At 47.8% G+C, this 16,581-nt stretch carries 14 protein-coding genes and 1 pseudogene; 1 reads left to right on the forward strand and 14 read right to left on the reverse strand.

What is annotated here, in order from left to right; all coding sequences use genetic code 11:
• Positions 1 to 17: 17 nt before the first annotated feature.
• The 11 genes and pseudogenes from dnaJ to CLV36_RS01240 form a co-directional block, all read right to left on the reverse strand.
• Positions 18 to 1,148: a molecular chaperone DnaJ gene (dnaJ, locus tag CLV36_RS01190; protein ID WP_106341463.1), complete on the reverse strand. Its 1,131-nt coding sequence runs from the start codon at positions 1,146 to 1,148 to the stop codon at positions 18 to 20.
• A gap of 124 nt (positions 1,149 to 1,272) precedes the next feature.
• Positions 1,273 to 3,108, reverse strand: coding sequence for a molecular chaperone DnaK (gene dnaK / locus CLV36_RS01195; protein ID WP_106341464.1), 1,836 nt, complete (start codon positions 3,106 to 3,108; stop codon positions 1,273 to 1,275).
• A 43-nt stretch (positions 3,109 to 3,151) separates the two neighbouring features.
• Positions 3,152 to 3,751, reverse strand: coding sequence for a nucleotide exchange factor GrpE (grpE, locus tag CLV36_RS01200; RefSeq protein ID WP_022736666.1), 600 nt, complete (start codon positions 3,749 to 3,751; stop codon positions 3,152 to 3,154).
• Positions 3,752 to 3,766: 15 nt separating this feature from the next.
• Positions 3,767 to 5,305, reverse strand: a complete 1,539-nt coding sequence (locus CLV36_RS01205) for a TCP-1/cpn60 chaperonin family protein (protein WP_106341465.1) — start codon at positions 5,303 to 5,305, stop codon at positions 3,767 to 3,769.
• 86 nt (positions 5,306 to 5,391) lie between these two features.
• Complete coding sequence (hrcA, locus tag CLV36_RS01210; protein WP_106341466.1) at positions 5,392 to 6,423, reverse strand: heat-inducible transcriptional repressor HrcA; 1,032 nt, start codon at positions 6,421 to 6,423, stop codon at positions 5,392 to 5,394.
• A 93-nt stretch (positions 6,424 to 6,516) separates the two neighbouring features.
• Positions 6,517 to 7,668 (reverse strand): radical SAM family heme chaperone HemW, encoded by a 1,152-nt coding sequence (gene hemW / locus CLV36_RS01215; RefSeq protein WP_106341467.1) that lies wholly within the window; start codon positions 7,666 to 7,668, stop codon positions 6,517 to 6,519.
• A 75-nt stretch (positions 7,669 to 7,743) separates the two neighbouring features.
• The gene (gene lepA / locus CLV36_RS01220; protein ID WP_102992987.1) at positions 7,744 to 9,561 is read right to left on the reverse strand and encodes a translation elongation factor 4; all 1,818 of its coding nucleotides are present in this window, start codon (positions 9,559 to 9,561) and stop codon (positions 7,744 to 7,746) included.
• Positions 9,562 to 9,691: 130 nt separating this feature from the next.
• Entirely contained in the window at positions 9,692 to 10,033 is a 342-nt protein-coding gene (locus tag CLV36_RS01225; protein WP_106341468.1) for a DUF3679 domain-containing protein, read from the reverse strand.
• A gap of 10 nt (positions 10,034 to 10,043) precedes the next feature.
• Entirely contained in the window at positions 10,044 to 11,177 is a 1,134-nt protein-coding gene (gene spoIIP / locus CLV36_RS01230; RefSeq protein ID WP_106341469.1) for a stage II sporulation protein P, read from the reverse strand.
• A gap of 181 nt (positions 11,178 to 11,358) precedes the next feature.
• Positions 11,359 to 11,751: pseudogene (locus tag CLV36_RS01235) on the reverse strand (GPR endopeptidase); the annotation flags it as partial.
• Positions 11,720 to 13,495 carry a recombinase family protein gene (locus CLV36_RS01240; RefSeq protein WP_106341470.1) on the reverse strand — a complete coding sequence of 592 codons (1,776 nt, stop codon included), beginning with the start codon at positions 13,493 to 13,495 and terminating at the stop codon, positions 11,720 to 11,722. The gene CLV36_RS01240 and the pseudogene CLV36_RS01235, both read right to left, overlap by 32 nt.
• Positions 13,496 to 13,928: 433 nt before the next feature.
• Here CLV36_RS01240 and CLV36_RS01245 point away from each other — a divergent pair, with 433 nt between their 5' ends.
• A complete protein-coding gene (locus CLV36_RS01245) occupies positions 13,929 to 14,255 on the forward strand; it encodes a hypothetical protein (protein ID WP_022736676.1) in 327 nt (108 codons plus the stop codon).
• A gap of 708 nt (positions 14,256 to 14,963) precedes the next feature.
• Here CLV36_RS01245 and CLV36_RS01250 read toward each other — a convergent pair.
• From CLV36_RS01250 to CLV36_RS01260, 3 genes are all read right to left on the reverse strand, one after another.
• Positions 14,964 to 15,281 carry a hypothetical protein gene (locus tag CLV36_RS01250; protein ID WP_146130565.1) on the reverse strand — a complete coding sequence of 106 codons (318 nt, stop codon included), beginning with the start codon at positions 15,279 to 15,281 and terminating at the stop codon, positions 14,964 to 14,966.
• Positions 15,282 to 15,340: 59 nt separating this feature from the next.
• Entirely contained in the window at positions 15,341 to 15,625 is a 285-nt protein-coding gene (locus CLV36_RS01255) for a hypothetical protein (protein ID WP_106341472.1), read from the reverse strand.
• Positions 15,626 to 16,085: 460 nt separating this feature from the next.
• Positions 16,086 to 16,556, reverse strand: a complete 471-nt coding sequence (locus CLV36_RS01260; RefSeq protein ID WP_102992999.1) for a tol-pal system YbgF family protein — start codon at positions 16,554 to 16,556, stop codon at positions 16,086 to 16,088.
• Positions 16,557 to 16,581: the final 25 nt, after the last annotated feature.

Here is a 16,581-nt window from a genome sequence, read left to right on the forward strand (position 1 = left end):
ATGCCCGTTTACCTTCATTATTCGCCGCGAAACGCTTGTTTCATCTTATCGAAGAAGTTGTTGGACTGCTCTTGGTTAATGTATTCACCGCAAAGCCGGCTGAACTTGCGCAGGGCCTCTTTCTGCTCTTCGGTCAGCTTGGTTGGTGTGACTACGCGCACTTTGACACGCAGATCGCCTTCGCCATATCCGCGTAGGCGCGGCACCCCTTTTCCTTGCAGGCGGAACTCCGTACCGGTCTGCGTGCCCGCCGGAACCTTCAAGCGTGCGCGCCCGTTCAAGGTCGGCACAATCACCTCGTCGCCCAAAGCTGCTTGGCCGAAGGTGATTGGCAGTTCGCATGTCAGATCATCGCCATCCCGCTTGAAAAACTCATGCGGTTTGACATAAATCGTGATGTAGAGGTCCCCCGGCGGTCCACCGTTCACTCCCGGTTCGCCTTCACCGCTTACCCGCAATTGCGCCCCTTCATGGATACCGGCTGGAATTTTGACGTTGATCTTTTTCTTCTTCTTCACTTGCCCTTGGCCGGAACAATTGGTGCACTTCTCCCTGATCAATTGGCCCGTCCCATTACAAGCGTGGCAGATTCGGCGATTAACTACGCGGCCGAATGGCGTGTTTTGCACCACTTCGGTTTGTCCGCTCCCTTGACAGACGGAACAGGTTTCCGGCTTGGTTCCCGGCTTGGCTCCCGAACCGTGGCACTGATCGCATGTTTCGGTACGCGGAATGACGACATCCACCGTTTTACCGTAAACGGCATCTTTGAATTCGATCTGCAGGCGGTATTCCAGATCTGCGCCTTGACGTGGGGCATTGGGATTATTGCGTCTTCCTCCGCCAAAAAACATATCAAAAATGTCCCCAAATCCAAAATCAGCGTCAAATCCGGCACCCGCACCGCCACCGCCGCCGAAACCACCGGTGGGATCAGCATGACCGTAGCGATCGTAATTTGCTTTTTTCTGCGGATCGCTCAATACTTCATATGCTTCTTTCACTTCTTTAAACTTTTGTTCTGCATCCGTATCTTTGTTCACGTCTGGGTGATACTTGCGTGCCAATTTTCGGTATGCCTTGCGTATCTCATCATCAGAGGCATTGCGGCCGACACCCAGAACTTCATAAAAGTCACGTTTGCTCACCGGGTCACCTCCTCTTCTATCTCAACCCATCTAAGCTACGATATCCACAAAAAATGGAAAGCCAAGCCAAGGCAGAGCCTCGACATTGACTTTCCAGTCGAGGAGAACTCTTCCCTTCTCCTCTTTATTTCTCTTCGTCTTTCACTTCTTCATACTCGGCGTCAACGACATTGTCGTCTTTTTTGCTTGCAGAAGCTTCTGCTCCCTGTGCTTGGTTTGCTTCTTGTTGCATTTTTTCATACAGTTTTACAGATAATTGTTGCACAGCTTGCTCCAAGACTTCAATACCTTTTTTGATTTCTTCCTGATTATTGTCTTCAAGAGCTTTTTTCAGCTCATCTTTCGCTTTGTTCGCTTGCTCCAGTTCAGCTGCTCCCACTTTGTCGCCGAGATCTTTGATCGTTTTTTCGGTGGTGAAGATCAGTTGATCCGCTTTGTTGCGAAGCTCGACTGCTTCTTGGCGCTTTTTGTCTTCTTCAGCGTGCATTTCCGCTTCTTTCACCATGCGTTCGATCTCTTCATCGCTCAAACCGCCCGAAGATTGGATCGTGATCGCTTGGCTTTTACCCGTTGCTTTGTCTTTAGCCGAAACGTGCACAATCCCGTTGGCGTCGATTTTGAAGGTCACTTCGATTTGCGGAACACCGCGTGGTGCCGGCGGAATGTCAGTCAGTTGGAACCGGCCAAGCGGCTTGTTGTCAGCTGCCATTGGACGTTCACCTTGCAGAACGTGAATGTCCACGGAAGTTTGGTTATCAGCCGCGGTGGAGAAAATTTGCGATTTCTCGGTCGGGATCGTCGTGTTGCGCTCGATCAATTTGGTGAAGACGCCGCCCAAGGTTTCGATCCCGAGTGACAGCGGGGTTACGTCCAACAGAACGATGTCTTTCACGTCACCGGACAAGACACCACCTTGGATCGCTGCACCCATCGCTACGACCTCATCCGGGTTTACCCCTTTGCTCGGCTCTTTACCGATCAGGCGTTTGATCGCTTCTTGCACGGCAGGGATCCGAGTCGATCCACCGACCAGAATGACTCTGTCGATGTCGTTTGGCGTGAGTCCGGCATCGCTCAATGCTTGACGGGTTGGAACCATGGTGCGTTCAATCAGGTCAGCGCTCAATTCTTCGAATTTAGCGCGAGTCAGTGAAACTTCCAAGTGTTTCGGACCGGTCGCGTCAGCGGTCAAAAACGGCAGGGAGATGGTTGTAGTCAACACACCGGACAAGTCTTTTTTCGCTTTTTCCGCTGCGTCTTTCAAGCGTTGCATTGCCATTTTGTCATGGCTGATGTCAATGCCGTTTTCCTTTTTAAACTCTTGAACGAGGTAGTCGATGATGACTTGGTCAAAGTCGTCACCACCCAATTGGTTGTCCCCGCTGGTCGACAACACTTCAAACACGCCATCGCCCAGTTCCAAGATCGATACGTCGAAGGTTCCGCCACCCAAGTCGAAGACAAGAATTTTTTGGTCTTCCGTTTTTTCCATACCGTATGCCAACGCCGCCGCGGTCGGCTCGTTGATGATACGCAGTACTTCCAAACCAGCGATCCGACCTGCATCTTTGGTCGCCTGGCGCTGACTGTCGTTGAAGTAAGCTGGAACGGTGATTACCGCTTGCGTCACCGGTTCGCCCAGGTAAGCTTCCGCATCAGCTTTCAGCTTTTGCAAAATCATCGCGGAAATCTCTTGTGGGCTGTATGATTTATCATCAATTTCCACTTTGTGGTTTGTACCGATATAGCGCTTGATAGAAATGATGGTTTTCTCTGGATTGGTAATAGCTTGGCGCTTGGCGGCTTCCCCTACCAACCGTTCACCCGTTTTGGAAAACCCAACCACTGAAGGGGTGGTGCGTCCGCCTTCTGCGTTCGGGATGACGACAGCCTCATTGCCGTCCATGAATGCTACACATGAGTTGGTTGTCCCTAAGTCAATTCCAATCACTTTACCCATTGACTGTTAACCTCCTACTTCAACCTTTGCGTAAGTAGTATTTTTATTGGCTCACTTTAACCATTGATGGGCGGATCACACGGTCTTTATAACGGTAACCCGCTTGCAGCTCCTCTACAATCATACCCGGCGCCAAATGCTCCGCCTCGACTTGCATGACCGCGTTATGTTCGTGCGGGTTGAAAGGCTTTCCTTCGGTTTCGATCATCGTCAAACCTGCTTCGGACAGAACATTTAAGAATTGACGATATACCATCTCAATTCCTTCTTGCAACATTTTCGCGTCTTTACTTTGATCGGCCGCATCCAAGGCGCGCTCAAAGTTGTCAAGTACAGGCAAGATACTTTCTAGGAAAGGAACCACCGCATATTTCACGGCGTCTTCCTTATCCTTGCGGGCGCGGCGGCGGAAATTCTCCAAGTCGGCAAGAGCGCGAAGATAAAGCTCGCGGTGTTGTTCCGCTTGGCTCTTCCATTTCTCCGCCAGCAACTTGGCCTCTTCCAGCTCTTGCTCTAGGGATTGTTCGGGCGAGGATGCCTCGGCGCCGGTATGTATACTTTCCTGCTCCTCGAATGGACCTTCATTCGAAGGTTCCTGGCTTCCAGTTGGATGCTGAAGCTCTTCATTTTCATGCTTCATCATTCAGGTCCTCCTATGTTAGAAAACAGGGTCTTCTTTCATTTGCACGATCGTGTGGATGCGCAAAATCGCGACGGCCACTTCACCAGCCGTTTTGAGCGCATGCGCTTTGACCGGAAGAGGATCGACTACCCCCATCTCAATCATATCCGCAACGATCCCCCGATCGCAATCGATTCCCAAGGAATCAGACTGGCGTTTTAATTGCAACGCTTTGACCGCCTCGATTTTTTCCAAGGGGTTAAACCCAGCGTTGGCGACGACCTGGCTCATCGGGCGTTGCAACGCTTCGGACACCGCCGACACGCCAAACCGTTCCATCCCCTGCACGGTGTTACGGAAATGCTCAACATCCCGGGCAATCGCCAATTCCACGGCGCCGCCACCCGGGACAAATCCACCATGAATGGCCGCTTGCACCGCGGAAGCTGCATCTTTGCAAATCCGTTCGCGCTCTTCGACCACTTCATCTGTCGCTGCCCCGACCAATATCGTGGCGAACGGAATACCTTGTCCGCCGCTGATCCGGATTCTGGACAACGCTTCATCATCTTCCACTTCGGCGCATAGACCGAGCAGGGCTTCAATCTCTTCCGGGCTTTTCTTCAGGCCGCTCCGTTTGATTTGGCGTGCTCCAGTATATTCAGACACTTTGTTTAGCTCTTCTTTCGCCACCTCGGCCGCCACAATCACTCCCGCGTCTGCAAGAACTTCTTCCGCATGGGGATCGACGGCCCCTTCCGTAACGATAAGGCCTACATTTAAATGAATCAAGTGCTCCAGCATGACATAAAATTCTTCCCGCAGGCGTTCCTTGCGGCTGAACGCTTCATCTGTCCGCACATCGTCAGAGAATGCCTCCGGCTCCAATGCGTCGGCCAGCACCAACACCCGCGCGTTTTGTCGTGTCCTCGGCATCTGGGAATTCATCCGCGGTTTGCTGACGACGATCCCAGCGAACACCTTACTTTCAATGCGTGGATGGGCGACCACGCAACTAGATAGCTTAAATCCTTTTTCCAACAACTTCTCGCGTCCCATCAAATGCGCCGCTTCCATGACGGCCAAAGTGATGTCCTCATTTTCGCGGCTAGCGGTGAACGCGATCCGTTGCAACCATTCGTCATCCATCTCATAAATCATGCGGGCTCGTTCCTGCATCTTAATCAGGGCGAAGCGGGTTCCGCGCTGGATCCCGGTAATCACTTTAGTCACAGGGACGCCCCGCAATACCTGCTTCAGCCCTTCATCAACAAGCGCGGACGCAAGCAGGGTGGCGGTTGTGGTTCCGTCACCCACTTCGGCCTGTTGCGCTTTGGCCACATTGACGATCATTTTGGCGGCTGGATGATTAATCGCCATCCGATCTAAGATGGTCACCCCGTCATTGGTCACAATCACTTCATTTTTGGAATTGACAAGCATCGTGTCAAGACCTTTGGGGCCCAGCGTGGGCGCAACCGCTTGCGCGACAGATTTTACAGCTTGGGCATTAGCTTGAAGCGCTGACAGGAACGGTTTTTCTTCGTCTTGGTGTAAGTGGACTTTATCCGGCACCGGATTTCTCCTTCCTTTCACTTTGGCGCAGGGGGCGTCACTTTTGGCAACCCCTTATACGCGTGATGCATCCTAATATGCTTAGTTTATTCTTTTTCATAGAGCGTGCTCAACCGTCTGGAGAAATCTTTTGCCAAAAAATCAAGAATTCCAATGACGCGCCCGTAATCCATCCGAGTCGGGCCGAGCACCCCGATGGTTCCAACCGGTTTGCCGTTTATCATATAAGAAGCGGAGATAACGCTACAATCTTGCACAGCTTTCAAATCATTCTCATAACCAATTCGCACTTGCACCCCGTCCGTCTTATGCTTCAGCAGTTGAACCAGCCCATCGTTGGCTTCCACGAGATCCAAGATCGACTTCATTTTATCCACATCGCGAAACTCTGGCTGTTCCAAGATGCGCGTCGTCCCACTCGTGTAAACCCGGTCTTCCTGTTCCGTGTGCAATAGTTGATTGGTGAGGTCGGACAACTTTTCAAAGTGGTCGACATGCCGTTGCAACTCATCCGTCAACTCTTGCGCCACGATCTGATCCAAACGAGAGATCAAGGCACCGCTTAAGCGGTGATTCAGTAGATTGACCAACTTCTCCAGCGTCGACCACGGAATGTCCTCTGGCAACAAGAGCCGTTGTTGATACACATGGCCCGTATCGGTCACCAAGATGGACACAGCCAGCCTGTCGTACAGCGGAATGATGTGCAGGTGCTTAAGCCGACTCTCTGACAAGTTGGGGCCCAGGATAAATGTCATGCAATTGGTCAAGTAAGCGAGAATGGAATTCATGTGCTTAATGGCTTGCTCCACATGATCTACTTTATAAGCATAAAAATCATGCAATGCCATCAGATCATCTTTCGACCACATATATGGTTTCAACAGATGATCGACATAGAAACGATACCCTTTCTGCGAAGGTATGCGACCGGCAGATGTATGTGGTTGCTCCAAAAAACCCATCTCTTCCAAATCGGCCATCTCATTGCGGATGGTCGCCGCACTCACATTGACCCCTTTCTTTTTGGAAACGGTACGTGAGCCGACAGGTTCTGCTGAGATAATGTAGTCATCGATAATAGCCCAGAGAATCCGTTTTTGGCGCTCGGATAACATCTGCCTCCCCCCTTTGTTAGCACTCCTTATGGTCGAGTGCTAAAATACTAATTTTAAATTACCAAAGGGGCGAAATGATGTCAATCTATCCGTTTATAATTCAATCCCACCTATAAAGTCGGCAAACACTTCATTGCCAAAAATCAATCCTTTTTCCGTTAAACGGTAGCGATCTCCGCTCCGTTCAAGCAACCCTTTGTTCATCAGCGGTGTCAGAACCTGGCCAAACGCCTGCTCCAACTCCATCCCGTACAAGCACGAAAACTTCTCCCGGCTCACTCCTTCCATCAACCGCAAGCCCAAGATCATGAAATTCTCCATTTCTTCCTCGTGAGTCACTTGATAACTCTCTTGGATGGGAAGTTGGTTGTCCTGCAACCGTTGAATATATTCTTTGACACCTTTGATATTGGCGTGGCGCCGTTTACGCACATAGCCGTGCGCGCCTGTTCCCAGGCCGTAATACTCTTCATTCAGCCAATAAGTCCGATTGTGGCGGCTTTCCCGGCCGGGTTTGGCAAAGTTGCTCACTTCATACTGCGCATACCCTTGTTCGGCCAAATAGGAGCGGGTTAATTGGTACATGGCCAACTCCGCTTCCTCCGATGGCAACGGCAACTCTTTGCGCTCCTGCAAGTGATAAAATAATGTTCCTTCTTCCACTTTTAAGCTGTAGCAGGAAAAGTGTTCCGGCGCCAACGCGACCGCCTCTTTGAGTGTTGTTTCCATGTCATCGACGGTCTGCGTTGGCAAACCGAACATCAAATCAAGCGACAGATTAGCAAAGCCGGCCTGCCGCGCCAACTCCACGCCGCGTTTGATCTCTTCCACCCCATGGACCCGGCCGATCCGTTCCAGCAAATCCGGACGGAACGTTTGCGCACCAAAGCTGATCCGGTTGATCCCGCCTTCTCTCATCACCCGAAGCAATTCAGGACTGGTTGTTCCCGGATTGGCTTCAATGGTGAATTCGATGTTTTCATCCCAGTTAGGAAAATGGCGCCGCACACTTGCCAAAAGGCGCTCCATCTGTTTGGGCGTCAACACCGTTGGCGTCCCTCCGCCGATGAAGATGGATCGGATGATTCCCGGAGGGGTGTCGGCCACTGTCAGGGCCATCTCTTTATCCAGTGCGGACACATAATCGTCCACAGGTTGTCCCCCCACAGTATAGGCTGTGAAATCGCAGTAATGGCACTTGTGCGTGCAAAACGGGACATGTATATAGACGGCTTGGGGAGCCATAAAGTTTCTCCTCCTTATTGAAATGATTGCTCAAAAAAGCCGCAAGCGGACTCATTTACCGCCTGCGGCTTAACCTCACTTGCTGTCGTCGATCTTGAGAACCGCCATGAACGCTTCTTGTGGGACTTCCACACTTCCCACCGCTTTCATGCGCTTTTTCCCTTCCTTCTGCTTCTCCAGCAGTTTCCGTTTTCGGCTGATGTCCCCACCGTAACATTTAGCCAACACGTTTTTGCGCATCGCGCTGATCGTCTCCCTGGCGATGACTTTGTTGCCAATCGCCGCTTGGATCGGCACTTCGAACATCTGGCGTGGAATCAGTTTGCGCAATTTCTCGGTCAGCGCGCGTCCGCGTTGGTATGCGCGATCGCGATGGACGATGAAAGACAGCGCATCCACCACTTCCCCGTTTAAGAGAATATCCATCTTCACCAAGTTGGATGCCTTGTAACCGATCAATTCATAATCGAAGGAGGCATATCCCTTGGTACTTGATTTCAATTGATCGAAGAAGTCGTAGACGATTTCAGCCAACGGCAATTCATAGGTTAGCGTCACCCGGTTGGTATCAAGATAATTCATGTCGAGGTAGTTGCCACGCTTGTTCTGGCAAATCTCCATCACCGTGCCGACATAGTCGTTAGGCACCATGATCGATGCTTTCACATAAGGCTCTTCGACGCGTTCGATCTTCTGCATTTCCGGCATCAGAGTCGGATTCTCAATCTCTAAAACCTTGCCGTCCGTTTGATATACTTTGTACACTACGCTCGGCGCAGTCGTAATCAATGGAATGCCAAACTCCCGCTCGATCCGCTCCTGGATGATCTCCATGTGCAACAGCCCCAAAAATCCGCAACGGAAACCGAAGCCGAGCGCTGTTGACGTCTCTGGTTCATAGGTGAGCGAAGCATCGTTTAGCTCCAGCTTTTCTAACGCCTCCCGCAGATCATCGTATTCTGAGGACTCCACTGGATACAGCCCGCAAAATACCATCGGATTGATCCGCCGGTATCCAGGCAACGGCTCATCGGCAGGATTGTTGGCATCTGTAATCGTATCGCCGACACGGGTGTCGCGCACGTTTTTGATGTTAGCCACCACAAAGCCAACCTCGCCCGCCGATAGCTCATTCATGATCACCGGATGAGGAGCAAACGCGCCCACTTCGGTGATGTCGTATTCCTTTTCCGTGGCCATCATCCGCATGCGCATGCCTTTTTTGATCGTACCGTCCACCACCCGCATGTAGATGATAACCCCTTTGTAGGGATCGTAAACGGAGTCAAAAATCAAAGCTCTGAGCGGAGCGTCTGGATCGCCTTCTGGCGCGGGCACCTTTTCCACCACCTGCTCCAAAATCTCCTCAATCCCGATCCCCGCTTTGGCCGAAGCGAGCACCGCGTCGCTGGCATCAAGACCGATGACGTCTTCCACTTCTTTCTTCACCCGTTCGGGGTCCGCGCTGGGCAGGTCGATTTTATTGATGACGGGAATGATCTCCAGATCGTTCTCCAACGCCAGGTAAACGTTGGCCAGCGTTTGCGCTTCCACGCCTTGGGACGCGTCCACCACCAAGAGCGCCCCTTCGCACGCCTGCAAACTGCGGGACACTTCATACGTGAAATCCACGTGCCCCGGTGTGTCAATCAGGTTCAAAATGTATTCTTTCCCGTCTTTGGCCTTATACGGCAGGCGCACGGATTGCAATTTGATGGTGATGCCGCGTTCACGTTCCAAATCCATTTTGTCCAAGAACTGATCTTGCATTTCCCGCTCGCTAAGCGCTCCGGTCTTCTCGAGGATCCGGTCGGCCAAGGTGGACTTGCCATGGTCGATATGAGCGATAATCGAAAAATTGCGGATGATTGCTTGTCGTTCTCTCTTATCCATTCCCGTTCATTTCCCTCCTGCGTGCATAGCAAGACTGCATTGCTTAATTATAACAATCTGCCCCCCGCTCTTCAATGCATTTCCTGTTCACCTACCAGTTAACCATAAACGGGCAAAAAAAATAAGGCTGTCAATCAGCCCAACGAAACATCCACGCAGCCAATTCGCGTGTAAATTGCCTAATGCCCGCGCCTACTTCATTGCCCATGGTGGCCATGAGATTGGTGCCCTGCCGCACCTGCGCAACCATTTTCTCCTGATTGGCCACCGATGCGGGGTGTTCGGTCTCTACTGTTTGCCCCAGGACAGCGATTTCTATCCGTCCCTGCGCTGTCGGGGTGATCTGTATCGCACGCGGCGCTCCCTCTGTCCCTTGCATCGCCTGCATATTTTTTTCCGCATGGCTAATGCCGATGCCGATGCCAACCATGAGCATAATGATGAGACAACAACATTGCAGTATGACGCGCACTTCACTCACCTCACCGCCCGTTCGAGACAGGTTTGGCCTTACCGATTCGTTCCGCGATGACGCGGGCCAACACCTCTACCGAACGGTTCGCTTCTTCAAACGTATTATCCACCCCCCCAACCTCAACGAGCAGGCTGTTGGGTGACAACGATTGGTTATACTCTCCGTTGTTCCCCTTTTCGCGCTTTTTAATAATCACCGTGCTGCAAATTCCGGGAACCACCTCGTTCAGCCGTTTGTACAACTCACGCGCCAGCCGCAGATTTTCCTCATAGTTCTTGCTTTCCCTACCCACCACAAAAGCGAGCCGGGCATAGGTTTTGCCATTCACTACTTTGGTCGTCTTGGGGCGCCGTTGGGCATCGCGATGTAAGTCAATCAAATAGGTGACATCCTCATATTGCGCCATGGCGGCCTTTACCATTTTTCGCGATTGGACATACGAACCGGAATTCCATGTGTATTTTCGTTTGACGGTCACCGCCCCTACGCCCATCTTCTCCAGTTGGTTGGCCATATGCTTGGATACAGTGGTAATATTTTTGCGTACGTCGGAAGCCAAGCGGGGATCTTTCTTTCCTAACTCCGGCAGATAAGACTCCCAAAAATGCGTATTGTAAATCAACACTTGTTTATTTTTGATCGAACCGGTGGGACGTTCATTTACATCTTCATCGGGGTCTTCCATCGCTTTGATGATCTCTTGCTCCAATTCCGGAGGCGGCGGGGATTCAATCGGAATCGATGTGTAATCAAAATCGCTACTCGCCACATCGATTTCACTGTCAAACAAGTCATACATGGGAAGTTCCTTTCCTAAATACGTCCGCGGGTCTCTCAGATCAATGCTAGTGGCTAATTCCAGAGCCATTCGAGACGCGATCTCTTCCATTCCGGCTTCCTGCATCTTTTCTTGCAGATACGGGATATTTTCACTCATCGCCATCAACAGCGTTTTGGACGAGATATGGGAGGTGATGCGGCTAAATTCTGCAGAAGCCAATCGGCTTTTGGCTTGTCCCATGGCGAGCGCCCCCGCCAAAGCGAAAGTGAAGGCGACAGCAAAACAGAGCAGGACGAACGTCTGTCTCGTCCTAGGTTGCGACATGTTGACGGTGATAAAGCTGTGATACCGTTTTTTCACCAGGTCCACCTTCTATCAATTCATCTCTTCCACAACTTATGAGAGACGAAATCGAAGTAGAACCTAGCACGCTTCATTTCAAAGGCTGATAGAAAAGAGAGCACCTTATCCTTCGGCAAAAGAAAAAGGGCCCTGCCGGCGCAAAACAGCCGTTCATGACCCATCTTCCACAATGCCCCGCTCAACCCACATGCGAAGCCACGTTATCCATGGTCACCGCCCCGTGCAAGGCGCAGTTCAATCCGTTAGCCAACAGCTTGGCCATGTTACCAATGAAAGAATCCACTTCTTTGGGGGTGACGATCAGATTTTGCCCGAGCGGCGACAACACTTCGTGGATCAGTTGCCGCTTCTCTTCGGGATCGAGCGACCCAAACATCCCCATCATGCGCGTCTGCGTTTCCGGCGGCACTTGGTAATTTTGCAAGTCCCGCACACTGGGCCGATTATGCGGATCCAGCGGATTGCCGCGCACCCCGTGCATTTCCCGTCCCAGATGGGACAACACATAATCGATCGTGTCATGGGCGATTGTCACTGCATCAACTACTGTAGGAACTCCTACTGTTATTATTTTGCCGGTATGAATCTGTGCCGGCATGATCAAAGGCCGCAACCGTTTCTCGCGCGCAACTCACCGCCTCAAAAAACTTGACCACATCAAAGTGAATCGCTACCTCAATCGTCTCCTCGCGGACCGTAACATGATCCACAATGCTTCCCAACATTTGTCTTTTTTCCTCCGTGGTGGCTTGGTCAAACAGCGCTCCCCAATCCAACAACAGATCTTGCAACTTGAGCACATCAATCTCTGAAAGCCCATTGGCATCTTTCAGCGCCTTCATCTCTTCATACAGCCTTTGCGCGTTTTCCAACTCTTTTACTGCTTTCTCATACAACTCCTTAAGCTGGGCTTCAGAAAAAGGGGACTCCTCACCCATCAAAATCTTCAACAGATGGTTATTGGCGTTTTCTTTTGCCCTTTGCCATTGCTCCATGTCTTGCTTCGCCTGTGCTAGCTTCTCTTCAATCTCCTTGGAGGCGTTTAAGGTCTGTTTTTGAATCTCCACCAACACATTGGAGTTTACCATTTCCTTCAGATATTCTTTTACTTTCTCAATCACCGCAGACTCGATCTTCTCCGCCCTGTGTGAACCTTTCTTTGCTCCGCATGCCTGAACCCCTGCTTTAAGCCTTTTCAGGCACCTGTAAATGCCATACAATTCGCCTCTTTTGGTTCTCTTATGGTCAAGCCAGTCCCTTCGGCTACCATAAGTCATGCTGCTCCCACATTCACAAGTTAGCACACCCACGAGCAGGCCTTTCCCCGTTCCTTTTCTGACGGGGGTGTTGCCACCAAAATGTGACGCGACATCTACTCTGGCTTTTTTCATTTTCTGAGCTCGCTCCCACACCTCGGCAGGAACAATCTCATACTCAGCCCAGTACCGCTCAGATACAAGCTCCTCTCCTTCTTTGGTGTACTTTTGATAGGAACCAAACTCTCCTTCTACTTTTTTGGTTTTTCCATAGGATAAATACCCCTTGTAAATGGTGTTGCGGAGAATTTTACGAATCCCTTCTGCTTTCCACTCTCTGCCGGTTCTCGTTTTTAACCCTTTTTCGTTTAAAATGCCCGCGATTTTTAACATGCCATACCCCTCAGAGGTATAAAGCCGGTATATTTCTTTCACCACTTCCGCCTCTTTGGGATTGATCTGCAACATATTGGACATTTCAGGATGATTGATATATCCATAGGGTGGGTTGCCCCCAGTCCAAAACCCTTCCTTATGAATCAATTTCATCATGTCAGTAACACGCACTTTGGTGTCCATGGACGCTTTCTTGGCTGACCAAAACTCAATGAAGTTTAAGATCTCATCTGCATCTCCGTTATTGGTAAACTCCCTGTCCTTGTCCACGACCCATATGCGGCAATGCCGCAGAAACCGGATAGCATGGTTCAAACTTTCGGTAGATCGTCTGCCGATTCGGTCCAGCTTATACACCAACAAAATGTCATACAAACCCTTTTTGGCATCCTCAAACGCCCGATTTAAACCCGTTCTCTTGCTGACATGCGTGTGAAACCCAGAAACACCCGCCTCCACATACTCCAGCCCTGTAAATATCCAATCCGGCTTATTCGCGATATATTCCATGCATTTCTCTTTTTGCAGGGGCAGATCATTCTCATCTGAAATGGGTCTGGCGGACATTTTCCCTGCCCTGGAAGCTGCTTTCTTTTTCCCCTGGCTTGTTTGCTTGTTCGTACTCGCCCTCATAAACAAAGCAACTCGTAGCTTTTCCCCCATTCTGTCTATCTCCTTTTCTATCCTACTGTCATATTATTGCTGGTATTATACATCGATTGAGAACACGGGCGCAAACAAAGAAAAAAGGAGAGATTTAATCTTCTCCCCTTTCCAGCTGATTTTTCGCCTTCTGGCTGTAATACCTGGAAGCGACCTGGATAAAAACTTTTTGGAAATCATCCACCCTGCGCTCAATCTCAGCAGATGACAACTTGTTCTTTGCATGGACTATTCTAATGTTGTAATCAGTCATGGTCATGTCAGCCCTTTCCACTTCTGATCAACATTATTTCCTATCCAGACGGTAGCCATTCCATAGGGCTGATAGACATGTGAAGCAAAGCTGAAAACGGATTTGAAGCTACTGGCCTATTTATCAACGCTCCAGTAAAATCTAATGGATTATTATATCTACTCACTGGAGGCAATTAAAATGAAAAATGTATGTTTCTGCGATGAGACCTTTCACATTCTTGTTGAAGCGGAAGTGTCTGCTGATCCGATTTGGTGTAACACATGTAATGCAAACTTAGATCTTGATGAACTACCCATATCAGAAGAGCTAAAAGCAGAATTACATGAATGGAATACTACGTTTGATAACCATCTTGCCTCCCATCATTACAATGGGATCACACCATCTTTTGCGGAATCGTTAAATGCAGATGGGAAAAAATTAGCCAAAAAATTAAGCGAGGAACTAGCAAACACATATAAAATCGAATATCACCCTTACAAATTGATCATTGAAGAGAAATAGACGGCTTCCCAAAGCCGATTAATTCCCTAAATGTTTTGTCAAAAATATAATCCACCATATCCACTCTATTTCAAAGGGCACAATCCATCTGATTGTGCCCTTTTGTACATGACATCCACATTATAAGATTTGTAAGGGGTTCATTAAGCCTGACTGATTTTCAGCACTTATGTTGATGATTGTACAATTGCTTAATCAATCTTTCCGCTGTAGTATCACAATTCATTTTGGTTATATCTTCAATTAAAAAAATGGACTCTCCATCATTTGATCCATTTGACGAAATGCGAGCAATCGTAACCTCTTCCGTATTGATCTCTTTAACAAATCCAGTGATGTCATCTTGGCTCTCAGTTTCATCAATGCAAATGGTTACGATTAAATTTCTTGCTTGAGCAATGGTGAGAGATTCTACAAATAGATTAGATTGTTCCGTTACGGCACCGTTTAAGAAATCCTCATGCCTCTGCTTTTGAAGCGTGTACAGTAGTCTCAGCCTTTGTTCATACTCTCCATGAACATCTACTCTGAAGACATCTTCGATTTCTTATGATATAACCATCATTTGTGCCCTCAGGAGTTACATGTTTCATAACAAACTGCTCATCGGAGATCGCATCTATAAATCCAGCAGAGAAATTTCCCGGCTGATTCCGATCGGAATAAACAGAAACAATCATCCCTTTATAAAGCGAACGCTTTAAAGCTTCAAGTATACGGCTTTCTCCCATTTGTCTCATCCCCTTGTTTAGTGTTAATAAACGAATGAATGATTTTTTTCAATCTAGATACACCTACTATTTCGCAAATAATAACCATGGAACTTAACAAAATTCCTCCCACAAATAAAAATAAATAAAGCATAGCAATAGCATAACGATGTTCGGAGATCGTTTTCATCATGTCCATAAACATATCAACTAACATCGATGTAAAAATCGGAATCTCTAAACAAAGCTGCATGAAATCGGGCTTAAGCCCTTGATCACCTTTATTTACGTCTATAGGGAATATCCCGCTCTTCATTCCCCTTCCTATAATGAAAAGGAATATACTCAAAGAGCATATCCCTTTTTGCATGAGCATCAATATGAAATAGGCATATATTTATACGCCAAAACACTAAGCACACAGTCGAATATAAAAAAACCTAAAAACAACTTTTTGTTCCGCGATAAATAATCCTTTTTATTCTGTGCAAATAAAAATTTAACCAGAAACGGTACCCATGGAACCACCCAAACAAACCCTACTTGTAATAACGACTTTAGCTCATCATGAACATAATCCGTTAAAATAAATAATAATCCTGCTACTAGCACACATCCTATTGCACTTACATTTACTTCTATTTTTTCTTTTCTACTCAATTTCTTTTTCTCCCTTAGTTGTTGACTCCAAATAGTAGTTACTCTGTAGTTAAAAATACGAAAATAATTATATAATTAAAACATAAAGGATAATCTACAAACCTTCTATAGATCGTCCCTTTTAGTTTAACGTTTACCTTCCACTTATGTTCAATCCAAACAATATTTATCCCATTAATCAAGCATAAAAGTAACGCATATTCGATACTATTAAAATATATACACAACAAAACAAATGACATGAAAATATAATTAATAAAAAAGAAACAGAATTACCTTTCGATAGTTATCATTAAACTTCTATTTCAGTTCATTGATCATCGTCTTAAATCCCCTTTGTTTAATAAGGTGGCAAGTACTGTACCATACCACCTTATTAAAAAGGAGTTCAATTTAACTTTGACGCCCGATTGAGCTGCACAATCATGGGATGTTCAACAAGACACCCATTACACATTTTTCATCCTTGGTCTTCAAATAACTGCGTATATTTCTTTCTCAGTCTTTGATATCTTCGTTTAGATAAAGAATGTTTCATACAATATTGATAAACCTCATTTGCTTTGTCATTCATACCTTTTTCCAAATATGCTATTATGATTTTGATAAATTGATCTTTCACCTTTATCCCTTCCGCTTGAATCAAAATAGGATAGGCTTTATCAAAATAAACGATGGCCTGATCTATTTCCCCCGTATCATAATAAAGCCTTCCTATATTGTAATTTAATACTGCTCGTTCCAACTCATTTAAATCTCGTTTCAATCCCACCTGCAATGTTTGAATGGCTAATTTCTTATTTCGCAGAAGAAACTCATAATTATGGGATCGTTCTAAGATATCATTGAAGGTACGGATTTTTTTGAAAAAACATTGATAAATAAGCCAAGTAATTACTAAAACACCGATAAATAAACGGATCCAGCCCAATGATATAACCTCCATTTGAAAAGAG

This window comes from Laceyella sediminis (assembly GCF_003003125.1).
Taxonomy (GTDB): domain Bacteria; phylum Bacillota; class Bacilli; order Thermoactinomycetales; family Thermoactinomycetaceae; genus Laceyella; species Laceyella tengchongensis.